Source organism: Paenarthrobacter sp. NPDC056912 (genome assembly GCF_042786555.1).
In the GTDB taxonomy this organism is placed as follows: domain Bacteria; phylum Actinomycetota; class Actinomycetes; order Actinomycetales; family Micrococcaceae; genus Arthrobacter.
Window position 1 is genome coordinate 57,719 of the sequence record NZ_JBHUCD010000019.1, and the last position, 23,958, is coordinate 81,676.

Sequence of the window (23,958 nt, forward strand, 5' to 3'; positions counted from 1 at the left end):
ACCACAGAGAAACCATCAACCGAAAGGAGCCGGCCGTGCCGCAAGACCAGACCGTCCAGCAGCTCGAATCCGAGGAGCTCGTGCCGCCCGCTGAGCCACACGCCGCGCACGATTCCAAGAAAGTGGAAACGCAGGCGGATCTCAGTGCTGAGATCAAGTCCATCGGAGACCGCTACGCCGAGGCCCTGAAGAACGGCAAGGGTCCCGAAACCATGCCGCGCCTGGACTACTCGCCGTACCGGAGCAGCATTCTGCGCCACCCCACCAAGAGCCTGCACCACGCGGATCCGGAGACCATCGAGCTCTACTCGCCCGCGTTCGGGCACCAGGACGTGCACGCGCTGGAATCGGACCTGACCATCCAGCACAACGGTGAGCCCCAGGGGGAGCGGATCATCGTCGCCGGCCGCGTCCATGATGGCGACGGCCGCCCGGTTGCCGGTCAGCTCGTGGAGATCTGGCAGGCCAACGCATCGGGCCGCTACATCCACAAGCGCGACCAGCACCCCGCGCCGCTGGACCCCAACTTCACCGGCGTCGGCCGTTGCATCACCGGCGACGACGGTTCGTACAGCTTCACCACCATCAAGCCCGGCGCATACCCGTGGAAGAACCACCTCAATGCCTGGCGTCCGGCGCACATCCACTTCTCCATGTTCGGCTCGGAGTTCACGCAGCGCATCGTCACCCAGATGTACTTCCCGGGCGACCAGCTCTTCCCGCTGGACCCCATCTACCAGTCGATCGTGGACCAGGATGCCCGCGACCGCCTCGTGGCACAGTACGACCATGAGCTGACCAGCCCCGAATGGGCCCTCGGCTACAAGTGGGACATCATCCTGACCGGCTCCAAGCGGACCTGGACGGAAAACGAAGCATACGGCGACGCCGGGGACGAGGAGTAAGCGCATGAGCAAGCTGGCACCCACACCGGGTCAGACCGTTGGCCCCTTCTACGGTTACGCCCTTCCCTTTAACAAGGACAACGAACTCCTGGCACCCGGCAGCCCCGGCAGCATCCGCCTCCAGGGCACGGTGTACGACGGCGCTGGGAACACCATTCCGGACGCCATCCTCGAGATCTGGCAGCCGGATTCCGAAGGCAACATCGTCCAGCGCACCGGCTCCCTGGTCCGGGACGGCTACACGTTCACCGGCTGGGGCCGCGGCTCCGTGGGCAACTCCGGCGTGTACACCTTCACAACGGTCAACCCCGGCCCCACGGCGCCGGGAGCGGCGGCCTTCATCGCCGTGGCCGTCTTCGCCCGCGGCCTCATGAACCGCCTCTTTACCCGCGTGTACTTGCCGGAGAACGAGGATGCACTGGCGAACGATCCTTTGCTGAGCTCCCTGGATCCCGAACGACGCAAGACCCTGATCGCACGCCGCGATCCAGATGGCGGGCTCACCTGGGACATCCGCCTGCAGGGCGGCGACGAGACCGTGTTCCTGGACTTCCAACAGGACGGTTCGTTGGACATTAATACGGAAAACCCGGCATGACCAACGGCGACTTCGGCCTCCTGAGCCCCGTTTCGGCGTCGCCCGCTGTGGCGTCGCTGACGGGCGACCGTGCCGTGATCGCGGCAATCCTCGACGTCGAAGCCTCCTGGGCTGCCGTCCTCGAGGAGGCTGGGCTCGTCCCCGCCGGATCCGCCGCTGTGGTGGCCGAAGCCGCCGATGCTGGCTTGTACAACGTTCTTTCTGTGGCCGAGCGCGCCCAAGGCGGCGGCAACCCGGTGATCCCGCTGCTCGGTGACCTGCGCAGCCGCGTCAAGGAGTTGGACACCGACGGGATCGGCGCCGGCAAAGCCGTCCACACCTCGCTGACCAGCCAGGACGTCCTCGACTCCGCTCTGATGCTTCTTGCCAGCCGCACCGTTTCTGCGCTGCTGGTCGACGTCAAAGGCACGACGACGGCGCTCGCCACCTTGGCGGAACAGCATGCGGACACGCTGTGCGTGGGCAGGAGCCTGACGCAGCATGCGCTTCCCTACACGTTCGGACTCAAGGCTGCGAAATGGTTCCAGGGTGTCGCAGCTTCGGCTGCACGCTTGGCATCGCATGAGTTGCCGGTCCAGTTCGGCGGGGCCGGCGGGACGTTGGCGTCCGGGACCAAGCTGACTGTGGGCTCTGGCTCGACGCCGTTCACGCTGGCCGATTCCCTGGCGTCAACGCTGGGCCTGGCCCCGGCTCACGCCCCGTGGCACACCAACCGCCTGCCTGTCACGGCCCTCGGCGACGGGCTCGCCGCCCTCATCGATTCCTTCGGCAAGATCGCCGCGGACCTGCTGTTCCTGAGCCGCCCGGAAGTTGCCGAGCTCGGCGAACCGTTGGCCGCCGGACGGGGAGTTTCCTCGGCCATGCCGCAGAAGCAGAACCCCGTACTGTCCGTGCTCATCCGCAGTGCAGCGTTGCAGGCGCCCGGCCTCGCATCGCAACTTCATCTGGCAGCGGCCACCTTCAATGACGAACGCCCGGACGGTGCCTGGCACAGCGAATGGCCGGCCCTGAGGCAGCTGCTGGCCCTTGCTTTGGGCGCGGCTTCACAGCTGAGGGAGCTCACGGAAGGCCTCCGCGTTTTCCCCGAAGCGATGCGCAGGAACCTGGAACTCTCCGGGCCGCTTCTGCTCAGCGAAGGTGTGGCGGCCGCCGTCGCACCTCTGCTCGGCGAGGACGGAAAGCAGAAGCTGCAAGCCGTCGTCGACGAAACCCTCAAGGCCCCGGCCGCGGAGCAGTCCCGCATCTATACCAAGCTGCTGCGCGAAACGGTTCCTGCGGACAAGCTGCCCGATGTGGAACTCGAAGCCCTCCTGGACCCCGCGAGCTACCTTGGCGAGGCTCAGGAGATCAACCGCCGGATCCTCGCTGCCTACCCCGACTTCACTGGATTCTCATCGAAGGGAGCCACCCGTGGCTAAGCCAACCGTCAAGGCCGTGCTGCTGTCCCCGCAGCGCGAACTGGGAGCCAAGCCGCTCCTGGTGGTGGGTCCGTCCCTCGGCACGTCCACCATCCTCTGGACCGAAACCGCGGCCCTCTTGGGCGACGATTACGACGTCATCGGCTGGGACCTCCCCGGCCACGGCATCTCGCCGACCACCACCGAAGGCTTCGATATCGCGGAACTGGCTGACGCCGTCGTCGATCTTGTCGATTCCGTTTCGCCGGGCGTGAGCTTCCACTACGCGGGCGTCTCGCTGGGCGGGGCCACCGGCCTGCAGCTCGGCATCAAGCACGGCGACCGCCTCCGCAGCCTGTCCGTCCAGTGCAGCGGCGCCAAGCTCGGCACCCCCGAAGGTTGGCTGGAGCGCGCCGAAACTGTGCGCAAACTCGGCACACCCGTGATGATCCAAGGTTCTGCCGGACGATGGTTCGGTGCAGGCTTCATGGACCGCCAGCCGGAGATCAGCAGCCGCCTCCTGCACGCCCTCCGCGACGCCGACCGCTTCGGCTACTCCTTCTGCTGCGAAGCCCTCGCCGAGTTCGACGTCCGTGAGCAACTGGGCAGCATCACCGTCCCTACCCAGGTGATCGCCGGCGTCGAGGATTCCGTTGCGCCGCCGTCGCTGGCTGAAGAGACAGCCGCCGGTATTCGATCGGGTGGCGGTTTGGCCGTAGTGGAAACGCTCGACGGCGTCGCGCACCTGGCGCCCGCGGAAGCACCGGCCGTAGTGGCTGAACTGATGCGCACCTTCATGAAGGAGAACGGACGATGACCTCTTTGCAACCCGAACGGAACGGCGCAGTTCAGCCCGACGCCACCGCGCAGGACATCTACGACGCCGGCATGGTGGTCCGCCGCGAAGTGCTCGGCAACGCGCATGTGGACCGGGCGAACGCCAACAAGGATTCCTTTACCGAGGACTACCAGGACATGATCACCAGGATCGCCTGGGGTGGCATTTGGACACGGCCCGGACTGAGCCGGCAAATGCGTTCTGCCGTCACCCTTACGGCGCTGGTGGCGCACGGTCACTGGGAGGAGCTCGCCATGCACGTCCGGGCAGCCCTCAACAACGGCCTGAGCAGGGACGAAATCAAGGAAATCCTGCTGCAGACCGCCATCTATTGCAGTGTGCCGTCGGCCAACTCGGCCTTCAAGACGGCCCAAAAAGTATTCGCCGAGATCGACGCATCCTCCACCCCCAACTAGGTCGCAATAGTGGTTGTTCTGAGCCCTCATAACAACCTCTACTGCCAGCCAGTTGGGCTGATAGAAAGTGAAACTCCATGAACCAGGCTTTCGTGTACGACGCCGTACGCACGCCCTTTGGCAAGTTCGGCTCCGGCCTTGCCGCTGTCCGTCCCGATGACCTTGCCGCCCATGTGGTCCGCGAGTCCGTCAAGCGCGCTCCCGGCTTGGATGTTGAGCGGATCGATGAGGTGGTGTTCGGCAACGCCAACGGTGCCGGCGAGGAAAACCGCAACGTGGCCCGTATGGCTACCTTGCTGGCTGGCCTGCCCGTCGCCATTCCGGGCACCACGGTCAACCGGCTGTGCGGCTCGTCCCTGGACGCGGCGATCATTGCCTCCCGCCAGATCAACGCAGGCGACGCCGAGCTCATGCTGGTGGGCGGCGCCGAGTCCATGTCCCGGGCCCCTTGGGTGCTGCCGAAGACCTCCAAGCCCTACCCGGCCGGCGACATGACCTTGGCGTCCACTACGTTGGGTTGGCGCCTGGTGAACCCGGCCATGAACAAGGACTGGACCATCTCCTTGGGCGATGCCACGGAACGCTTGCGCGAGAAGTACGGGATCACGCGGGAGCGCCAGGATGCTTTTGCTGCGGATTCGCACAACCTGGCTGACGCGGCGTGGAACGAAGGTTTCTACGACAACCTGGTGTCACAGGTTCCGGGCACAGACCTGGTCCGGGATGAGGGCATCCGTGCCGGTTCTTCCGCTGAGAAGCTTGCCGGTTTGAAGACCGTGTTCCGCGCCGAGGCTTCCGGGCCCGACGGCGGTACGGTCACCGCTGGGAATGCCTCGCCGTTGTCTGACGGTGCTTCGGCGGCGTGGATCGGTTCGGAGGCTGCATCGTCGATCCTTGGCCTGGAGCCGCTGGCCCGCATCGCCGGCCGTGGTGCCCACGGCAACGATCCCCAGTTCTTCGGCTTCGCCCCGGTGGAGGCCGCGAACAAGGCCCTCGCGAAGGCCGGCATCGGCTGGGACCAAGTTGGCGCCGTCGAACTTAACGAAGCGTTCGCCGCGCAATCGCTGGCGTGTGTTGACGCGTGGGGGATCGACCCCGCAATCGTGAACCGTCACGGTGGCGCGATCGCGATGGGCCACCCGCTGGGTGCCTCCGGTACCCGCATCCTGGGCACGCTGGCACGCTCCCTGCAGGCGTCCGGGCAGCGCTGGGGTGTCGCGGCGATCTGTATCGGCGTGGGCCAAGGCCTTGCTGTGGTGCTGGAAAACGTAACCGCTGGTGTTTCGGAAGGAGTCTAAGTCATGCTGAATTTCATTGACACTGTTGGCGAGGCTGTGGCCGGCATCAAGGACGGATCCACGGTGATGATCGGCGGGTTCGGCAATGCCGGGCAGCCGTTCGAACTCATCGATGCCCTCATGGATTGCGGCGCCAAGGACCTGACAGTGGTCAACAACAACGCCGGCCAGGGCGACCAGGGCCTGGCGTTGCTGATCAAGGAAGGCCGGGTCCGCAAAATGATCTGTTCCTTCCCGCGGCAATCCGATTCCTGGCACTTCGATGCCAAATTCCACGCGGGCGAGATCGAGCTGGAGCTGGTTCCGCAGGGCAACCTGGCCGAGCGCATCCGTGCTGCCGGTGCCGGGATTGGCGGATTCTTCACGCCCACCGGCTATGGAACCACGTTGGCCGAAGGCAAGGAAACCCGATTGCTGGATGGGAAGTGGCAGGTGTTCGAGACGCCGATCCACGCCGACGTGGCGCTGATCAAGGCACTCAAGGCCGACGGCAAGGGCAACCTGGTGTACCGCAAGACCGCCCGGAACTTCGGCCCCATCATGGCCGCCGCTGCAAAGCACACCATTGTGCAGGTCTCGGAGATCGTTCCCACGGGTTCCCTGGATCCGGAGAACGTGGTGACTCCGGGTATTTACGTCAACAGTGTGGTCCGCGTCGGCGGTTCCAGCGCAGAACAGGTGGCCTGAGCATGAGCACCCAAACAAGCATCCAGACGTCCGGGAAGCCGCTGGGCCGCGACGAGCTCGCCCAGTTGGTGGCCCGCGACATCGCACCGGGCTCGTTCGTGAACCTGGGCATCGGCCAGCCGACACTCGTGTCCAACTACCTCACCGAGGAACAGAACATCACGCTCCACACGGAGAACGGGATGCTCGGCATGGGCCCTGCAGCTGAAGGCGGTGACGTCGATGGCGACCTCATCAACGCCGGCAAGATCCCCGTCACCGAACTGCCCGGAGCCTCGTACTTCCACCACGCCGACTCGTTCGCCATCATGCGCGGCGGGCACCTGGACATCTGCGTCCTCGGCGCATTCCAGGTCTCCGCCACCGGCGACCTCGCCAACTGGCACACCGGCGCCCCGGACGCGATCCCCGCCGTCGGTGGCGCCATGGATCTCGCGACGGGCGCCAAGGACGTGTTCGTGATGATGACGCTGCTGACGCGTGAGGGTGTTTCCAAGCTCGTGGAACAGTGCACGTACCCGCTCACCGGCGTCGGCTGCGTGACCCGCGTGTACACGGACAAAGCTGTGTTCCTCACCGGCCCCGACGGCGTCACCGTCCGCGAGACGTTCGGCTGCACCTTCGAGGAGATCCAGGAGCTCGTGCCGCTGCCCTTGAAGAAGGCAGAGTAGGCCCCGCACGTGGGTTCCCCCGCGTTGTGAGGCCCGCTCTGCGCGTCATTTCCTGAGCATTGGGCGCAGAGCAGGCCCCGCAAGTGGGTTCCCCCGCGTTGTGAGGCCCGCTCTGCATCCCCACCGCCTCCCTAACCTCGCAAGCTCGGTCAGGGAACCCGGGCGGCGTGGGCCCTGTCTTGGAATCGCGCGCAGAGCAGGCCCCGCAACGCACCCTAGGATTGGTAACCATGACCGACTCCGCAGTTACCCCGCAGGCCAGCGACCAATACGTCCAGTCGCTGGCCCGGGGCCTCGCCGTGATCCGGGCGTTCGACGCGAACAATCCGCTGATGACCCTCAGTGAAGTGGCTGCCCGCACGGACCTGACCCGTGCCACGGCCCGGCGGTTCCTGCACACGCTCGTTGAGCTCGGCTACGTCCGAACGGACGGAAAAACGTTCGCGCTCACGGCCAAGGTGCTGCAGCTCGGTTACTCGTACCTGTCGGCGCTGTCCCTGCCGCAGTTGGCCCAGCCTCACCTGGAACAACTCAGCCTGAAGCTGGGGGAGTCCACCTCCGCTGCGGTCCTCGATGGCCTGGATATCTTCTATGTGGCGCGAGTCGCCACTCGCCGCATCATGAACGTCGGCATCACCGTCGGCACACGGTTCCCGGCATACGCCACCTCCATGGGTCGGGTCCTGCTCGCCGGATTGCCGCAGGCCAAGCTTGAGGCCTATCTCACGACGGCGGAACTCACCCCGCTCACGCCGCGAACCGTCGCCAGCGTGCCCGACTTGCGGGCCGCCGTCGAGCGCGTCCGTACGCAAGGCTGGTGCTTGCTGGACCAGGAGCTGGAGCTGGGGCTGATGTCCATCGCGGCGCCGGTGTGGAACCACAACAATGGCGACAACGTTGCGGCGATCAACGTGTCGCTGCAGGCCCAGGCGGTCGCAGCGCAGCCGGACCCGGACGCGTACCTCGAGTCTGTGCGCCAGGAAGTGGTTGCCACCGCCAACGCCATCTCGCAGGACGTCTCAGCCAAGCACTGACTAGCTCCGGATCGCTGCCAACCGCGTCTCCAGAATCCGGCGTACCAACGAGTCCGGCACGGGATTGTCGGCGGAGAACCGCAACGTCCCCGGCGACCAGGAAAAGCCGCTTAACTCCTCCGACATTTCTGGCAGGATCTGCCCGCTGAACGGGTAAAGGGCCAGATGCTTCTTGGTTTCCAGCACGCTGAGAAATCCCTTGCCATTCAACAGCAGGGCGGGCATTCCGTAGCTGGTGCCTTCTTCGACCTCGGGCGCAAGCTCCCGGGCGATCTCAACTATCCGCTCCAGCGTCCCGCGGTTGGCGGTGCTGACGTTCTGCAGGTATTCGGTGACGGTTCCCATAGGGACATGCTTCCCCACTGGCGCCCGTCAGGCCAGAGATCAGCGTTCCGGAATCACCGCGATGCCCTGGATTTCGATCAGGGCTTCCTTCTGCCACAGCCGCGTGACGCCGATGCCCGCCATCGCCGGATACTGCGAGCCGGCCATGTCGCGCCAGATACGCCCGATCTCACGGCCGTTCGCCATGTAGTCGTCAACGTCCGTGAGGTAGATGGTGACGTTGACCAGGTCTTCGGGCTGTCCGCCGGCCTCGCGCAGTGTGGTCAAAACGTTGGAGAACGCCTGCGTGAACTGCTCCACGATGCCGCCGGGAACGATGTCCATGTTCTTGTCCAAGGCAGTTTGCCCACCCAGGAACACCGTATTGCCGGCAAGAATACCGTGCGCAAATCCTGAAGGCTTGGGCAGCGACTCCGGGTTGATTGTCTTGTGGCTCATGCTGTTCCTCCTGGTCGTGGCGACTGCAAAAAATTCGGGAAAGCCTCTGTGCAGATCAAATCTGTCGTGCTACGTTGAGCATATGTGACGATCGTAAAAAAGTCGACACATCGAAAAAACTCGAAGGGAATCCCGCAATGAAACTTGCCACCTTGCGCACGGCCGGCGGAGGTACGACGGCGGCACTCGCCATCGGCGCAGAGTCCTACCTCGCGCTTCCCGCCTCTGACGTGGGCGCCCTCCTGGCCTTGCCCGAGTGGCGGTTGCTCGTCGAGAAGGCAGCAGCGGCCCCGGCAGCCGACCAGCAGGTCATGGCGGCAGCGGAGACCGACCTCGCGCCGCTGCTGCCCCGCGCCGGCAAAGTCATTTGCTGCGGCCTCAACTACGGCGATCACATCCAGGAGATGGGCCGTGAGCTTCCCGAGTTCCCCACCCTGTTCGCCAAGTACGCGGACACCCTGGTGGGAGCCAACGACGCCGTAGAAGTACACGGCAGCGGCTGCGTCGACTGGGAAGCCGAACTCGCCGTCGTGGTGGGTTCAGAACTGTACCGGGCGGACGAGGACCAGTCCCGTGCGGCCATTGCCGGGTACACCGTTGCCAACGATGTCTCCATGCGCGACTGGCAGAGCCGGACCCTTCAGTGGTTCCAAGGCAAGGCCTGGGACGCCACCACTCCGGTGGGTCCGGTGATGCTGACCGCTGACGAGGCCGGAGAGGATTTCGAGGTCCGTGGCTATGTCAACGGTGAACTCGTGCAGCAGGGAAACACCAGCACCCTGGTGTTCGGCCCGGCCCAGCTCCTGTCCTACATCTCCCAGTTCACCGTGCTGCGTCCCGGTGACCTGGTCCTCACCGGAACACCCGGGGGAGTGGGCATGGGGATGACTCCGCCGCGCTACCTCAAAGATGGCGACGTCCTCGCCACTGAAATCGAAGGGATCGGCCGGCTGGAAAACCAGTTCCGGATCCACGCCCCAATAGCAGTAACCGCATAGACACCCCAGCCTGGAAACCAAGGAGAAATCACATGAGCCAGACCACCACCGAATACCGCCTCGAAGGCGATAACTCCATCTACGCGCAGGCCGACGGCAAAGTTGTCCCCGTAGTTACCCGCGCCGGCGCTGAAGACACCAACACCGCCCAGTCCGGCGACTGCATCCGCGTCTCCGGCGTCAGCATCCAGCACACCCCGGCAACCAAGATCTGGTTCGGCCAGGTGTCCAACACCCCCGGCTACCGCTCACTCCCGCACCACCATGGCGAGGCGGAGACCGGCGGCTACGTGCTCCGCGGCCACGGCCGCATCTACTTCGGCGAGAACTACTCCGAGTTCATCGACATGAAGGCCGGGGACTGGGTGTTCGTACCGCCCTTCATGCCGCACGTCGAAGCCAACATGTCTATCACGGAAGAACTCGTCTGGCTCACCGCGCGCACGCCGGAGAACCTCGTGGTCAACCTCGAAGACGTCGCCGACGAAACCCTCGCCGATTACCGCCGGGCCTAAGCCATGATCACCGGAACCCTGACGTCGGAGACCTTCCTCAAAGCCGTGGAGCTCACGCCAACAACGGCCGAGGTCTTCGACGAAGCGTATGAGGCAACCACCCAGTACGTGCCGTGGCCAAAAGCCTACGGTGGAGACATGGTTGCCCAGGCTGCTGCCGCCATGATGCGCTCGGTGGATGCTGACAGGCAGTTGCACTCGATGCACAGCTACTTCATGCGTCCCGTGGACATCGGTTCCAGTGTTCGCTACGAGGTGGAGCGGCTGCGGGATGGCCGGGGGTACTCTACCCGCACGGTCCGGGGCTTCCAGAACGGCAAACCCGTGTATGCCGCGATGGGTTCCTTCCAGGTTCCCGAGGACGGTCCGGACTTCCAGCCCGAGGCTCCTGCCGCCGTCGAGCCCGAATCGCTGCGTACTGCGGCGGAAGCGCTGGACGGAATTGACGGTGCGGCCGCAGACTACTGGTCAACGGGTCGAAGCTTCGATATGAGGCATATTCCCGGTCCGGTATACATCGAGCTGGAAGGCGGATCGGTGCCGCAGCAAGCCATCTGGATCAAAGCCTTTGACGCCCTGCCGGATGACGCCGACCTCCACCGTGCAGCTCTCGCCTACGTTTGCGATTACACGATCCTGGAGCCGTTGCTCCGAGTCAACGGGCTCAACTGGTCCAGTCCGGGACTGGCAACGGCAAGCCTGGACCACTCCATGTGGTTCCACAGGGACGGGCGCGCGGACAACTGGGTCCTATATGCCCAGGAAGCCATATCCGGCCAAAGCAACAGGGGCCTGGCAATGGGCCGCTTCTTCGATCAGCAAGGAAGGCTTCTAGCCACGGTGGCCCAGGAGGGCATGATCCGGGCCGGCGCCTGAAACCACCCACCAGCTTCAACGACGCATCACTGAAAGGAACGGCCATGAGCATGATGCCATCGGCCCACGTGGACACGTTCACCCGTGACCACCTGCCGCCCGCCGACACCTGGCCGGCGCTTGAATTCACCCTCCCCGAACTTCACTACCCGGAACGGCTGAACGCCGCTGCGGTGCTGATCGACGACGCTGTTGATCAGTACGGCGCGGACCGTCCGGCCCTGCGGACCCCGGACGGCACGGTGTGGAGCTACGGTCAGCTCCAGCAGCGTTCCAACCAGGTAGCCCAGGTTCTCACCGAAGACCTCGGTGTTGTCCCCGGCAACCGTGTTCTCCTGCGCGGCCCCAACAATCCCTGGATTGTCGCTGCCTGGCTCGGCGTCCTGAAAGCCGGCGCGGTGGTGGTCACCACCATGCCCATGCTGCGCTCCAGCGAGGTCTCCACCCTGATGCAGCTCACCAAGCCGGTAGTGGCGATTTCAGATCACCGTTTCGCGGACGAACTCACGATCGCGGCCGGCGATGATGTCACCGTCCTGACGTACGGATCCGACGACGACGGCGATCTCACCTCGCGCTGCGAACGCAAGAACGGCGAGTTCACTGCCGTGGACACCTCCGCGGACGACGTTGCCCTGCTGGGGCCGACGTCGGGCACCACCGGTGTGCCGAAGGTGACCATGCACTTCCACCGCGACATTCTTGCCAATGCCGACACCTTCGCCCGCTACATCCTGCAGCCCACCGCCGATGACGTCTTTGCCGGTTCGCCACCGCTGGCCTTCACTTTCGGGCTCGGGGGACTGGTGGTCTTCCCGCTGCGGTTCGGTGCGTCGTCGCTCCTGACCGAAAAGGCTGGCCCCGTGGAACTGGCCCAGCATGCATCAGCTGCCGGGGCAACCATCCTCTTCACGGCCCCTACGGCCTACCGGGCCATCCTCAAAGAGGAGCGCGGGGACCTTCTTCGCGGCCTGCGCATCGCAGTTTCCGCAGGCGAGCACCTCTCCAAGGAAACGTGGGAGGCCGTCCGTGCGGCCACCGGACTGCGGCTGGTCAACGGAATCGGTGCCACCGAAATGCTGCACGTCTTCATTTCGGCGGCCGGGGATGACATCCGTCCGGGCGCAACCGGTCGCGCCGTACCGGGCTTCAGGGCCACTATCCTGGACCAGGACGGCAACGAGCTCGGTCCCGGACAGTCCGGTCGGTTGGCCGTCATTGGCCCCACCGGTTGCCGGTACTTGGACGATGCACGTCAGGCGAACTATGTGGTCCGCGGCTGGAACGTCACGGGCGACACCTTCTCCATGGACGCGGACGGGTACTTCACCTACCAGGCCCGCTCGGACAACATGATCGTCTCCTCGGGCTACAACATCGGCGGGCCCGAGGTTGAAGCGGCCATCGACCAGCACCCGGACGTGGTGGAAAACGCGGTCATCGGCCGGCCGGATCCGGAGCGCGGCAGCATCGTCTGCGCGTTCGTCGTCCTGCGTGAGGGCGTCACTGGCGACGCCGGGAAGCGCAAGGAAATCCAGGACTTCGTTAAGCGGACCATCGCCCCGTACAAGTACCCCCGCGATGTCCGCTTCGTCACCGAGCTGCCCCGCAACCCCAGCGGCAAGCTCCAGCACTTCAAGCTCCGCGACGGCATCCTCGCAGAGGACAATCCGGCGAACCCCGCGAGCACCACCGAACAACTTACCCCCGCTGGCCAGAGCCAGGCCTGAGAAGGAGCACCACCATGAAGATCGCAATTGTTGGAGGCGGCCCGGGCGGCCTGTACTTCGCAGCATTGATGAAGCAGCTGGACCCGTCACACGACATCACCCTCTGGGAACGCAACGCTGCCAGCGACACCTTTGGCTTCGGCGTCGTATTTTCCGATGAGACGCTGGGCGGCATCGGCAACGCTGATCCGGTAGTGGCCGAGTACATGAGCCGCAGGTTCGCGCGCTGGTCCGACATCGACATCCACTTCCGCGGCGAGATGACCACCGTGGGCGGCCAGGGCTTCGCTGCCATGAGCCGCAAGGAACTGCTGGAATTGCTGCAGCGCCGCTGCATCGAGTTGAACGTCGACGTTCGATTCAGCACCCTGGCCCCGGCCATCGAGGAACTCGAAGCAAACTACGATCTGGTTCTGGCCGCTGACGGCATCAACTCGCAGATCCGCGCCCGGTACGCCGATTCCTTCCGGCCCGACCTGGACCCGCGAACCAACAAGTTCATGTGGCTCGGTACGGACCAGGTGTTCGAAGCCTTCAAGTTCTTCGTGAAGGAAACCGAGTGGGGCGTCATGCAGATCCACGGTTACCCGTACTCGGATGAGGGCTCCACGTTCATCGTGGAAATGCACCAGGACGTGTGGCATGCGGCGGGCTTCGATGAAACCGCCAACGAGATTTTCCCTCCGGGCGTCTCCGACGAAAAGTCGATCGCCAAGATCCGGGAGATCTTCGCCGAGGAGCTGAACGGCTACGAGGTCCTCACCAACAACTCCAAGTGGATCAACTTCACCACGGTCCGCAACGAGAGCTGGCGCCATAACAACGTGGTGCTGCTGGGCGATGCCGCCCACACTGCCCACTTCTCCATCGGCTCAGGCACCAAGCTCGCCATGGAGGATTCGCTGGCGCTGGCCGCCTGCCTGCACGAGCACCCGGACGTTGAGTCCGCGCTGGTGGCGTACGAGGCCGAGCGCCGCCCGGTGGTGGCTTCCACGCAGCGCGCCGCCCAGGCATCGCTGGAGTGGTTCGAGCGCATCGGCCAGTACAAGGACCAGGACCCTACGCAATTCGCGTTCAACCTGCTCACCCGTAGCCGCCGTATCACCCAGGAGAACCTGCGCCTCCGCGATCCCGAGTTCGCCGATGCCGTGGACCGCGATTTCGCCGAGTCCCAGGGGCTCGCCGAGGTTGCCCCGGCCATGTTCCAGCCCTTCCGCATTGGCGGGCTGGAGCTCAAGAACCGCATCGTCGTCTCCCCGATGGACATGTACTCCGCCGTTGACGGAATCCCCGGTGACTTCCACAAGGTGCACCTGGGCTCCAAGGCATTGGGCGGAGCAGGCCTGGTCATGACCGAAATGGTCTGCGTTTCCGAAGCCGGCCGCATCACTCCCGGCTGCAGCGGCCTGTACACCGACGAGCAGCGCGACAGCTGGAATGAGATCGTGGACTTCGTGCACGCCCGTTCCACCGCCAAGATTGGTGCCCAGCTGGGTCATTCCGGCCGCAAGGGTTCCACCAAGCTCATGTGGGAAGGCATCGACCAGCCGCTTGAGTCCGGCAACTGGGGCACCGTTGCTCCCTCTGCTTTGCCGTACGGTCCCGGGAACCAAACCCCCGCCGAACTGGACCGCGCCGGCATGGACGCCATCAAGGCAGAGTTCGTGGCCTCGACCGTCCGCGCCGAGCAGGCAGGGTTCGACCTCCTGGAGATCCACGCCGCCCACGGCTACCTGTTGTCCTCCTTCCTTTCGCCGGTGTCCAACAAACGGACCGACGAATACGGTGGCAGCTTGGAGAACCGGCTGCGGTTCCCGCTGGAAGTGTTCGACGCCGTTCGTGCGGCTTGGCCTGCCAGCAAGCCTGTGACGGTGCGCATCTCAGCCACGGACTGGATCGAGGGTGGCAATACCTCCGACGATTCCGTGGAGATCGCCCGGGCCTTTGTAACCCACGGCGCTGCCGGCCTGGATGTCTCCACCGGCCAGGTGGCCAAGGAAGAGAAGCCGGCCTTCGGCCGCAGCTACCAAACGCCGTTTGCCGACCGCATCCGTCAGGAAGTTGCCGCCCCCGCAGGCGTGGCCGTGATCGCCGTCGGCGCCATCTCCAGCTACGACGACGTGAACTCGATCCTCCTCGCCGGGCGCGCGGACCTCATCGCCCTGGGCCGCACGCACCTCTACGATCCCCAGTGGACACTTCACGCTGCGGCAGAGCAGGAGTACCAGGGACCCGGCGCTGAGTGGATTCCGCAGTTCCGGGCGGGACGCCGGAAGCCGCCGAGCAGCCGCACGGATGCCGTACGTCCTCGCCTGTCCTTGCTGAAGGAAGCGGACATCGAAGAGGCCAATACCCACCTTCGCTGGACCCCCGCGTCCGCAGCAGTATCGGTCCTGGTGAAGTAGCCATGGCCGCCGCACCGGTCAACGACTGGAACGTGCCCAGGAAGACCACCGGCCTGGTGCTGTTTTGCTGCTGGATCGCGATCCTCGCTGAAGGGTATGACGTCGGCGTTCTGGGGGCTATCCTCCCGGCTCTTGCCGAGTACAAGGAATGGAACCTCAGCCCGCTGGCTCTGGGCGGGCTGGGTTCATATGCCTTGATCGGCATGCTTATCGGAGCTCTGTTCATCGGTACCCTCAGCGATCTCGTGGGGCGAAAGAAGATGCTCCTGGCCTCCATGGTGATCTTCACCCTCACGCAGGCAGGTGCAGCGTGGGCTCCCACGCCGGAACTGTTCGGCATCTTCCGGCTGATTGGCGGTCTGGGCATGGGTGGTGTCATCCCCGTGGCAGCTGCCCTGACCATCGAGTACTCGGCCCCCAACAAGCGGTCCTACAACTACGGCCTCATGTACTCCGGCTATTCGTTGGGCATTGTTGCCGCGGCTTTGGCTGCATTGTTTGTGCTGCCCCTCGGTGGATGGCGTGCCGTCATCGCCATCGGTGCTGCACCGGTAGTGCTGATTCCGATCATCTGGAAGTTCCTCCCTGAGTCCCTTGAATACCTTGAGTCAAAGGGGCGGAGGTCCGAGGCCAAGGCGTTGGCCGCCAAGCTGCAGATTGCCGACTACCGCCCGGTGGTCGCGGTTGCTCCTTCCGGTGCCCAGGTGGCCGATCCGTGGTGGAAGACCATTACCACTATGTTTTCGCCGAAGTACCTGCGGTCCACGGTGTTCTTCTGGATCTCGCTCTTCTGCGGCTTGGTACTGGTCTACGGCCTGAACACCTGGCTGCCGAGCATCATGAAGAAGGCCGGCTACGACCTCGGCTCGTCCCTCACGTTCCTGTTGGTCTTCAGCCTCGCTTCCGCCATCGGCGGCCTGCTCCTGGGCCGGTCCGCTGACAAGTACGGCAAGAAGCTCATCCTGGTGGTGTTCTACATCCTGGGCGGCCTGGGCATCATGCTGTTGGTCTTCCCGAACACCATGGTGGTCAACCTGCTGTTCGTGGCCTTCGCGGGTGTCGGTTCCATCTCCACCTCGCTGGTCCTGACCGGTTACATCGCCGACTACTATCCGGCCAAGGTCCGCGGTACGGCAACTGGTTGGGCCTTGAGCTTCGCCCGGTTGGGTGCCATCTCCGGACCCTTGATCGGTGGCTGGATTGCCGGCTCCAAGTTGCCCTTCGAGGCGAATTTCGCGATCTTCGCAGGCATCGCGGTACTGGCAGCCGGTGCTGTGGCGATGATTCCCAAGCCCCAACCCGAGGTGCCTGTTGCCGCCGTCGACGTTGACCCGGACGACGCCGCCGTGGGCGTCCGCTAGGAGAATCGTGGACAGTTTTCCGGAGGCGAGCATCGGACGCACGGTGGAATGGGTGGACACGGACGCCTCCGGACACCAGCACAATTCAGCCATCCTGCGCTGGGTTGAAGCTGCCGAGGCCGAGCTCTTCCGATCCTTGGAATTGCCGGACTATTTCCCCAGCGCTCCCCGCGTCCAGCAAGTCATCAATTACAAGGCCAAGCTGTGGTTCGGCCAGCGCATCACCGCCACGGTGAAGATTCATGCGCTCGGCCGGACCTCGCTGACCATGGCCTTTGAGGTCGTGTCCGACGGCGGCGACGTCGCCGCTTTCGGGACGGTCACCACGGTGCACCTGCCCAACGGCTCCACCAGCGCCCAGCCCTGGCCGGAGCATTTCGTCCGGGCTGTGGGCGCTGCGCAGGGCGTGTGACTAGGGCGTTCTGAGGGGGACGCTGATATCGGCGCCGCCTTCCCGCGTCAGGCGGTTTCCCATCCTCACCAGCGTCGGGGCGGGCACGAAACCGCCGGCGAAGAGCGCCTCTCCTTGCCGGAACTGCGGTGAACGGGCCACTAGGGCGGCAGGGACAAAGCCAAAGATGGTTGCGATTCCTTCCAGGTCCACCGGCGACGCCATCTTCATGAGGGCCAGGTTGTCGCATTGGGAGATGATGCTGGGGTGGATGCGGGACGGGCGTTGGGTCGAGAGCAGTAGCCAGAGGCCGAACTTTCGCCCTTCCGCAGCGATCTGGATGATTTTCTCCCTTACCGCCACTTGCAGCGGGCTGTCCCCGTCCGGCGAACAGAGGTTGTGGGCCTCATCGATGACAATGAGGATCGGGCGGCGTTCCTCGCGTCGTGCCCAGAGGTCCTCGAGCACGGCCATTGCGACCACCAGCGGCTCGTCCGGGTACGCAAAACCGCCAAGGTCCAGGACGGTGGCGTCGGGACGGTCGCGCACAACCTCGACGGCGGTCTCCCGCGGTCCCGACCATACGGTCCAGTCAGTCACTCGCAGGTTTTCGACGCGGGCGGCCAAGGCATCGGCGGCAGGGGTGCCGCGCTCCCGTAACCGCGGCACAACCTTTACCGGGTCCAAAGTGCCGACTGTTTCTTCCAGCCGCATGAGCTCGTTGTACTCCGCACGGTCCTCCAGCGGATGGAGGTGGAGGGTTGCTCCCCTGGCCCGCAACGGCAGGTCCGTGAAACGCACCAGGAGCGAGTCGCCTTCAGACGGAGAAGAGCGGAGAACCCGGATATCCCGATCGGCCGGCAAGCCCGTCCCCGCGGCATCGCTGCCTTCAGGCGGATCGCCCAGCCGCACGAAGTCCGCGTTCGGATCGAAGATGACAATCGGGAGGCCGGTGTGAAGGATCAGTTGCTCCAGGACCACGCCCAGCGCGTACGTTTTTCCCGAACCGCTCTGCCCGCACCAGAACGTGTGCCTGTTGAAACGGCGTGCCAGAAGGCGGGCGGGGGTGTGGTCGGATCCGTACGAGCCAATGGTGACGGTCGCCGCGGCATCGTCGTAGAGGAGGCCGACGGTTGAAGCATCCGCCGTTTGGATACGGGCGGACGAAAACGGGTGGAACCGTGCCGTATCCAGGCTGCGGCCGTCGTCGGAAATGGTGCCAAAGACCCTGCCTGCACCTTGGAGGGGACTGCCGATCCGAAAGGTGAGGTCGTCCACCTGGCCAAGCATTTTCTGGCTGTCTTGCCCGTGAATGACCACGAACGTCCCGGGTTCAAAGGCCGAGTGGTTGGGCCCGGCCAACTGAAAATAGCGCCCGTCGACTGAGGCGGCGGTGGCACCTTCATTGATTGATGTCTTGGTAGTCACGGAGATTAATGATCCGCCCACCCGATACCCGGGGCATCACCCCCTTCGGATGAATGCCAGTTACGCCCGAAGCAGGCGTTCCTTGAGCGCCGCAAACTCTGCTTCAGTCAGTGCGCCGTCATCCATGAGGGTTTTGGCCTCGGAAATCTGTTGCGCCACGTTGGTTCCGGCGACGGTCTGGACATACCTCTGGAAGTCGTCCCTGGCGACGTCGGCCCTGGCTGCCCTCCGCATTGACATGCTCTGACCGTTGAAGACCAGGTAAGCCAGTCCACCAAGGACAGGCAGGAAAAGAAGTCCCACAACCCACAGGGCCTTGCTCCATCCCGAGCGTCTCGAGTCGGCGAAGATGTCTGCCACGATATGGAAAAGGACAATCAGGTAGGTGACGTACAGGGCAATGCCGATGGCAAACCAAATCGCTTCGAAAATATTCATTCCAGCTCCAGGTGTGAACTATCGGATGGTGATTGAACCAGCAGCGGCCGGGCCCGGAAGTCACACACCGGCTTCGGCTTTCAAGCGCCCGGAACGAACAGCCCGTTGGAGCTGCTCATAGTCGTGTTCGGTCTGGTCCGCGTAGCCTTTGGCCCAGCCAGTCACTGCTGCGTCGAAGGACCCGCCCTTGCCCAGGTAACCCGGAATGAAGGCGCTGTCCGCGCTTTGGGAGTGTGCCCTGGCGAGCATCCCCCCGCACAGCCCGGCATAGTCTGCCGACTCCCGGGCACTGAGTTCGGATAACGCGAAGGAACCCTTCATGTCCCGGAATTGCCGGATGTAGAAGTCCCGCGGTACGCCGTCGGGGCCCTCCACGTTGCTGATCCAACCGAGGAAGGGGTCGGACTGTGCCTGCAGGATGCGCTGGGCTCCCACCACCCGGCGCCCCTCACCGTTGCTGAGGAGACCGTCCACGGGTTCCGGCCCTTGGCCCGCCCGTCCGTGGGTTTCCAGAACTGACGGTCCCGCCTCTTTGGCCTGCAGAAACAAGGGCTCACCCGCTGGGCCCTCGAACAACAACACCCAGTTGCGCCTCCCCACGCTCCCTACTCCAACGATCCGCAGGGCGTAGTCCACCAGCCTGAACTGGCTCATCAACAGTGCCGTGTCTGCGCGGAGGGTCTTCCGATACCGGGAGACCAGCCCTTCCATTCGGGGCAAGTCCATGACGTCCGGGTGGCGGACGATCGGTGGCTGGTCCACGATCCGCGGAACGCCTGCCGCCGTCCTCCGGGTGAGCTTGGTCAAGGCTTGCTCGGAGGTGCGTTGGCGGGCCTTTTCCCCCGCCGTTTTCACGTGGCGGGTGGCCATGGCCTTGGTGGAATGGAGGAATTCGGCATCAACGTTGAGGAAGTACCGTTCCACCGCCGTGCGTTGATAGAGCGGCTGGAAAGTCTCACGGTATCGCCGGAGGCACGCCTCCACCGCCGTGCGGCATTGTTCCTCGGTGTGCGAACCATTGCGCCCGTTCACCCAGACGCTGGCGGCCAGGCGCTTGATGTCCCACTCCCAAGGCGCCGGATAGGCTTCGTCGAAATCGTTGAGGTCAAAGATCAGCCGGCGCTCGGGACTGGCGAAGAAACCGTAGTTGGCCAGATGGGCGTCGCCGCAAGCAATGATGGTGTGTCCGGTCACCGGCGCTTTCGACAGATCCTGTGCCATGACGGCTGCTGCCCCGCGATAGAACGAAAAGGGTGATTCCAGCATGCGGCCTATGCGGACGGGGATCAGTTCGGGGAGGCGCGTGGAATGCTGGCCTTCAAGGATCTCGACGGCGTCGCGCGGGTCCGGCCTGTAAGCCGCCTGTTCACGACGCGGCATTGTTCGCCGGGCTGCACGGCCCGCAGCGCGGGCGCGGGCGATTGAGTCACTGTGATGGGGTGATCCATCGGCATGCATCTCCGAATCGTCCCACATGCCCTCCGGCTCTGGAATAGGAAGTCAATCGGATCTTTCGCCATCGGCGCTGGTTCATCCCCGGGGAGTGATGACAGGGCTGACGGGCGCCAGCATGATGAACGCAGTGGTTGACACCCATCCGTCAGCCTCAAGGAAGAGGTCATCCAGATGAACTTCAGCCGGCGCCCTGATTCGCCAGGCACGGGATCCTGAGGACACGCGTGCCTGTTTCACCGGAAGAACCAGCCCCCGCCGTCAGGAAGCCGTCCCGGCGCACGGCTGTTGTGGCCGTCGGCATGAGCATCGCCGTCTGGTGGCCCTCATTCACCCTGGGTGCATGGGGGATCTTGTTCTTTGAACAGATCCTTACCGTGTGGGCCGCGGCAACTGCTGCGCTCCTGGTGGTGTTGGTCCGGCGTACCGAAGACCGCAACCGTACGGGCAGGGCCGTTGCGCTGGCCATCCCTACTCTGTGGCTGGTCCTGGCGATCTTCTTCAAAGACGACGAAGGCTTCTGGGGAGGGGCGGTGGAAACCCTTGGCGGCACTGTTGCGATTCTCGGGATCCCTGCCACGATCTGGGTCTTGGCACGTGTGGTCTGGCCGGAATTCGGCGAAGACTTGCCGCTGAAGTGGCGGTTCATTGTGGTGGCGGCGGTCATGGCCATCGCCGCCATCTCGTTCGTGCTGGGCGCGAACCAGGCCGCTTTCCTGACATGTGAGGACTTCACTGTCAGCGGCAACTCGGAACCACCGGGATGTGTGCACCAGTAGCAGCGGGCCAGCCATTCCTATGCCTGTCCGGCGCGCAGCCCCTGGGCGACGGGTGGGGGAGCCTCGTGGATCAGCATCTCCGGCGTTCGGGACACCAACAACCAGGCCGGCAGGATCGCCACGCACAGGACAGGTAGAACCGTTGCGTCAGCGACCACCACCACAGCGATGAACAAGGCCACCCATCCATCGCGCGCCACGGGAAGGACAACCCCCATGACGCCACAGGCGATAGCCAGGCCCAGCGGCATGGCCGGCATGACGGCGTTGGCTGCGACTCCTACCGCTGCACCGATAAACACCGCAGGAAAGATCCGGCCCCCGCGGAATCCTGCGGCTGCAGCGATGACAAGGGCAGCGAGTTTAACCACGATGATGAGCGCAAGCGTCCAGAGTGAGTAGTCGGCGTGGTTGCGGACCAGGTCGGCGGTCTGTTGCGCGCCCTTGAACAGGGTGATCGGTCCGCCGAGGACACCCAGAAGGCCCAGGAGGATCCCGCCGAACGTGATGTAGAGAGCCGGATGCCTTAGCCCATGGAAGAAGCGGTGTGCGTAGGGAAATACCAACGCGGCGCCAAGACCAACGAGCGTGGCAACCACAGTGACCGCGATGCCGCCGCCGAGGTCTGCGGCATCGGGTGTGCCGATCAGGGGAAAACCCGGCTCGGGCAACTGGGGTCCATCCAGCCACCTCATGGTCACAGCCCCTGCACCGGCTGAAACCAGCGGGATAAACAACCGGTCCCACAACGCGCCTCCGGCTTTGAACGTGGCCACAATACCCGTAAAGACAAGCGCAGCCGCCACAGGAGTCCCGAAAAGCGCACCAATGGTTCCCGCGGCAGTCACCATGACCGCGAGTTCGCTGCTGATGACCGGCCAGAACCTGCCGACCAACGCAACCATGAGGGCCGTGTTGAAGGCGATGATGGGAATTTCCGGTCCCAGGCTGACACCGCCCGCCAGGCCAAGGACCGTCACGGCGAGCAAACTCGGGACTGCCGACAGTTTGAGCGGGGGAGCGACGAGTTCGGTGGTGGCAGAGTCTCGGCCACCATGGCCCGGCACGAACTGCACAATCAGGCCAATGGCCAGCCCCGTCAAGCTGAGGATTGCAAAGATCCACCATCCTGATGCCGGGTCTACGCCCCATGCTTCGGGGAGTGCAGCCCAGATGAGGTGCTCAATCCCATGGGCCAGCTCGTCTACTGCGAACAATCCCACTGCTGAGGAAACACCAACGACGAGCGCCGGGACGGACAATGCCAGTTGCGTCCGAAGGGATGGTACGTCAAGAGCGTTGTCAGCTGTCACGTACCTCAGCCCCCATTGCCCGGACCCGGATCATCAGGGGGATTCCTGCGGCACATTGGCAGGACGGCAAAGGAGCTCCACCAGAAGGATCAGCAGGCCGGCGATTATTGCCGTCCAGATCGCCACGGCCGCAGTGGGGTCCTCCCAGAAGATCAGCACAAGTACCGCGATCCCCAGGATGGACGCTTCCAATATCCGGCGGAACCGCGCCAAGGCGAGTTGCCAGGGTTTGGCTGGACCGCCTCCGAGTTTTCCGGAGAGGAAGTCTCCGGCCTTGGCTACACCTTGCCTGAGCTGCTTGGCCGCGCGCGACTGGCCGCCAATGAAGGCAACGATTGCTACCAGCAGCCCCACCACGAACACCAGCCGCAATGTGGTCTTCAGCGGCACGATGAGTGTATCAATGAGGCTTTGTGCCGCGGCTGCGGACACCACCTCGGGCGGCACCGCATTGAGGTAAACGCCGCGGCCGATTGCCAGTGCCAGGGCCAATAACGCCATGGCTATGGCAATGGACAGCCCGACCCAGATGGTGGTGCGCCGTCTTCCACCCCGGGGCGTCACTGCAATGGCACCCAGGGCGGCCACGATCGACAACCCCACAAGCCAGGGTGCCAGCCGGTCCAAAACGTTGATGGCCTGGGCTGCCCGCACAAGCTCCGGGGACTGGAACAGCGTGATGTGCGAGTCAACCTCCGGGATCCTTGCGGCTATGCCGACCCCCTGTTCAATAAGCCGCTCTTTTACCCGGGAGATGATCTCCTTGGTGGAGATGGTGACGGCGCCGCTATCGTCGATTCTGGCAATGCCGTCGTTCTTCCCCTCAGCAAGATTCACCAGGCCTTGATGCGCGGCGCGGTTCACTTGGATCCAAAGATCGTGGAACTGGGGTGTGGCTACAAAGTTGGTGACCGCAGTGTGGACCAGGGACTCGAACTGATTGGCTATCGCCGGCGCGAGTCCGGCCAGGACCGGAGCCACGCGCGGCGTGGATTGGGTGAGCTCAGCCAGCGCATCCCGCGTGATTCCTTCGACGTCGACCGCTGCTGTGACTTGGTTGGTGACCTTGTCAGCAATCTCGCTCTGAATTGCGGGGTCTGCCGCGAGCGGCGCCACGGTTTCCACGTACCGCTCGGTGTCGAGTAACTGGGCCCGCAGGTACATGGCGGGAACAGCGCTGAGCACCAGCACGCCGGTGAGGACAATCAGCACAACAGCTGCCGTCCAGCGTGCCACCAAAGCAGCGGATCCCTTCCGTTTGGCTGGTTCGGCGTCCTGTCCCGAATCCTGTTCCTCTTGGAGGCGCGCCACTTGGGCCCGCAAACGGAGAATTTCCTCGTCCTGGGTGTTCATCCCAGGAGCCTGGCTTTCGCAGCAGAAAATTCCCTGTCCGTCAGCACTTTTGCAGCGTGCAACTCCGCTAGTACTGCCAGTTGGTCGGCCAGCCTTTCCCTTCCGGCCGGAGTTCCGGATGGGGCGGCCGGCACCACATGTTCCTTGCCCCAAAGGGAACGCCTGCGTTCTTCGAGGGAACCTGCAGCGACTCGAGCTGCCCCGGACAGGGCAGCGGATCGCGCAATGTTTCCGAGCAGCCCCGGCCGGCCGCTTCTGGCAAATGTCATCAGAATTCCTTGGTCCATGGATC

At 64.3% G+C, this 23,958-nt stretch carries 25 protein-coding genes; 17 read left to right on the top strand and 8 right to left on the bottom strand.

Annotated elements, in window-relative coordinates; genetic code table 11:
* Nucleotides 1-35: 35 nt before the first annotated feature.
* The 9 genes from pcaH (at nt 36) to ACFRJ9_RS18875 (ending at nt 7,844) form a co-directional block, all read left to right on the top strand.
* Entirely contained in the window at nt 36-905 is an 870-nt protein-coding gene (pcaH, locus tag ACFRJ9_RS18835) for a protocatechuate 3,4-dioxygenase subunit beta (protein WP_377671064.1), read from the top strand.
* Nucleotides 906-909: 4 nt separating this feature from the next.
* Entirely contained in the window at nt 910-1,503 is a 594-nt protein-coding gene (pcaG, locus tag ACFRJ9_RS18840) for a protocatechuate 3,4-dioxygenase subunit alpha (protein WP_377671067.1), read from the top strand.
* Complete coding sequence (locus tag ACFRJ9_RS18845) at nt 1,500-2,921, top strand: lyase family protein (protein ID WP_377671070.1); 1,422 nt, start codon at nt 1,500-1,502, stop codon at nt 2,919-2,921. The genes pcaG and ACFRJ9_RS18845 overlap by 4 nt, the downstream gene beginning before the upstream one ends.
* Complete coding sequence (locus tag ACFRJ9_RS18850; RefSeq protein ID WP_377671073.1) at nt 2,914-3,717, top strand: alpha/beta fold hydrolase; 804 nt, start codon at nt 2,914-2,916, stop codon at nt 3,715-3,717. The genes ACFRJ9_RS18845 and ACFRJ9_RS18850 overlap by 8 nt, the downstream gene beginning before the upstream one ends.
* Nucleotides 3,714-4,154, top strand: a complete 441-nt coding sequence (pcaC, locus tag ACFRJ9_RS18855; protein ID WP_377671075.1) for a 4-carboxymuconolactone decarboxylase — start codon at nt 3,714-3,716, stop codon at nt 4,152-4,154. Before ACFRJ9_RS18850 ends, pcaC begins: the two co-directional genes overlap by 4 nt.
* 77 nt (nt 4,155-4,231) lie before the next feature.
* A complete protein-coding gene (locus ACFRJ9_RS18860; RefSeq protein WP_377671077.1) occupies nt 4,232-5,452 on the top strand; it encodes a thiolase family protein in 1,221 nt (406 codons plus the stop codon).
* Nucleotides 5,453-5,455: 3 nt separating this feature from the next.
* Nucleotides 5,456-6,139, top strand: coding sequence for a 3-oxoacid CoA-transferase subunit A (locus ACFRJ9_RS18865; protein WP_026547714.1), 684 nt, complete (start codon nt 5,456-5,458; stop codon nt 6,137-6,139).
* A gap of 2 nt (nt 6,140-6,141) precedes the next feature.
* Nucleotides 6,142-6,810 carry a 3-oxoacid CoA-transferase subunit B gene (locus ACFRJ9_RS18870; RefSeq protein WP_377671079.1) on the top strand — a complete coding sequence of 223 codons (669 nt, stop codon included), beginning with the start codon at nt 6,142-6,144 and terminating at the stop codon, nt 6,808-6,810.
* A gap of 230 nt (nt 6,811-7,040) precedes the next feature.
* A complete protein-coding gene (locus ACFRJ9_RS18875) occupies nt 7,041-7,844 on the top strand; it encodes an IclR family transcriptional regulator C-terminal domain-containing protein (RefSeq protein WP_377671081.1) in 804 nt (267 codons plus the stop codon).
* Here the strand turns inward: ACFRJ9_RS18875 and ACFRJ9_RS18880 are convergent, their stop codons facing one another.
* Together ACFRJ9_RS18880 and ACFRJ9_RS18885 are read right to left on the bottom strand one after the other, a co-directional pair.
* Nucleotides 7,845-8,189 (bottom strand): iron chaperone, encoded by a 345-nt coding sequence (locus ACFRJ9_RS18880; RefSeq protein WP_377671083.1) that lies wholly within the window; start codon nt 8,187-8,189, stop codon nt 7,845-7,847.
* A 39-nt stretch (nt 8,190-8,228) separates the two neighbouring features.
* Nucleotides 8,229-8,627 (bottom strand): RidA family protein, encoded by a 399-nt coding sequence (locus tag ACFRJ9_RS18885; protein ID WP_377671086.1) that lies wholly within the window; start codon nt 8,625-8,627, stop codon nt 8,229-8,231.
* Nucleotides 8,628-8,764: 137 nt separating this feature from the next.
* Between ACFRJ9_RS18885 and ACFRJ9_RS18890 the strand changes: the two genes are divergently transcribed.
* The 7 genes from ACFRJ9_RS18890 to ACFRJ9_RS18920 are packed head-to-tail and all read left to right on the top strand — an operon-like array spanning nt 8,765 to nt 16,924.
* Nucleotides 8,765-9,625 (top strand): fumarylacetoacetate hydrolase family protein, encoded by an 861-nt coding sequence (locus tag ACFRJ9_RS18890; RefSeq protein ID WP_377671088.1) that lies wholly within the window; start codon nt 8,765-8,767, stop codon nt 9,623-9,625.
* Nucleotides 9,626-9,657: 32 nt separating this feature from the next.
* Nucleotides 9,658-10,140, top strand: coding sequence for a cupin domain-containing protein (locus ACFRJ9_RS18895; RefSeq protein ID WP_179017946.1), 483 nt, complete (start codon nt 9,658-9,660; stop codon nt 10,138-10,140).
* A gap of 3 nt (nt 10,141-10,143) precedes the next feature.
* Nucleotides 10,144-11,016 carry an acyl-CoA thioesterase gene (locus ACFRJ9_RS18900; protein WP_377671091.1) on the top strand — a complete coding sequence of 291 codons (873 nt, stop codon included), beginning with the start codon at nt 10,144-10,146 and terminating at the stop codon, nt 11,014-11,016.
* A gap of 44 nt (nt 11,017-11,060) precedes the next feature.
* Nucleotides 11,061-12,746 (top strand): AMP-binding protein, encoded by a 1,686-nt coding sequence (locus ACFRJ9_RS18905; RefSeq protein ID WP_377671093.1) that lies wholly within the window; start codon nt 11,061-11,063, stop codon nt 12,744-12,746.
* 14 nt (nt 12,747-12,760) lie between these two features.
* Nucleotides 12,761-15,151 carry a bifunctional salicylyl-CoA 5-hydroxylase/oxidoreductase gene (locus tag ACFRJ9_RS18910; RefSeq protein WP_377671095.1) on the top strand — a complete coding sequence of 797 codons (2,391 nt, stop codon included), beginning with the start codon at nt 12,761-12,763 and terminating at the stop codon, nt 15,149-15,151.
* A gap of 2 nt (nt 15,152-15,153) precedes the next feature.
* Nucleotides 15,154-16,512: an MFS transporter gene (locus ACFRJ9_RS18915; protein ID WP_377671098.1), complete on the top strand. Its 1,359-nt coding sequence runs from the start codon at nt 15,154-15,156 to the stop codon at nt 16,510-16,512.
* 7 nt (nt 16,513-16,519) lie between these two features.
* A complete protein-coding gene (locus ACFRJ9_RS18920) occupies nt 16,520-16,924 on the top strand; it encodes an acyl-CoA thioesterase (RefSeq protein ID WP_377671100.1) in 405 nt (134 codons plus the stop codon).
* Here ACFRJ9_RS18920 and ACFRJ9_RS18925 read toward each other — a convergent pair whose 3' ends face one another.
* Genes ACFRJ9_RS18925 through ACFRJ9_RS18935 form a run of 3 tightly spaced genes read right to left on the bottom strand, consistent with a single transcriptional unit; the run spans nt 16,925 to nt 20,245 of the window.
* Nucleotides 16,925-18,331, bottom strand: coding sequence for an ATP-binding protein (locus ACFRJ9_RS18925; RefSeq protein WP_377671103.1), 1,407 nt, complete (start codon nt 18,329-18,331; stop codon nt 16,925-16,927).
* A 60-nt stretch (nt 18,332-18,391) separates the two neighbouring features.
* Entirely contained in the window at nt 18,392-18,769 is a 378-nt protein-coding gene (locus ACFRJ9_RS18930) for a PLDc N-terminal domain-containing protein (RefSeq protein WP_377671106.1), read from the bottom strand.
* A gap of 60 nt (nt 18,770-18,829) precedes the next feature.
* Complete coding sequence (locus tag ACFRJ9_RS18935; protein WP_377671108.1) at nt 18,830-20,245, bottom strand: DUF2252 domain-containing protein; 1,416 nt, start codon at nt 20,243-20,245, stop codon at nt 18,830-18,832.
* A gap of 203 nt (nt 20,246-20,448) precedes the next feature.
* On the opposite strand from ACFRJ9_RS18935, the gene ACFRJ9_RS18940 reads away from it, so the two are divergent.
* Entirely contained in the window at nt 20,449-21,000 is a 552-nt protein-coding gene (locus ACFRJ9_RS18940) for a hypothetical protein (protein ID WP_377671111.1), read from the top strand.
* A 17-nt stretch (nt 21,001-21,017) separates the two neighbouring features.
* Here ACFRJ9_RS18940 and ACFRJ9_RS18945 read toward each other — a convergent pair whose 3' ends face one another.
* Genes ACFRJ9_RS18945 through ACFRJ9_RS18955 form a run of 3 tightly spaced genes read right to left on the bottom strand, consistent with a single transcriptional unit; the run spans nt 21,018 to nt 23,935 of the window.
* A complete protein-coding gene (locus tag ACFRJ9_RS18945; RefSeq protein ID WP_377671113.1) occupies nt 21,018-22,313 on the bottom strand; it encodes an ion channel protein in 1,296 nt (431 codons plus the stop codon).
* Nucleotides 22,314-22,346: 33 nt separating this feature from the next.
* Nucleotides 22,347-23,666 (bottom strand): hypothetical protein, encoded by a 1,320-nt coding sequence (locus ACFRJ9_RS18950; protein ID WP_377671116.1) that lies wholly within the window; start codon nt 23,664-23,666, stop codon nt 22,347-22,349.
* Entirely contained in the window at nt 23,663-23,935 is a 273-nt protein-coding gene (locus ACFRJ9_RS18955; RefSeq protein WP_377671118.1) for an SHOCT domain-containing protein, read from the bottom strand. The genes ACFRJ9_RS18950 and ACFRJ9_RS18955 overlap by 4 nt, the downstream gene beginning before the upstream one ends.
* Between the last annotated feature and the right edge of the window lie 23 nt (nt 23,936-23,958).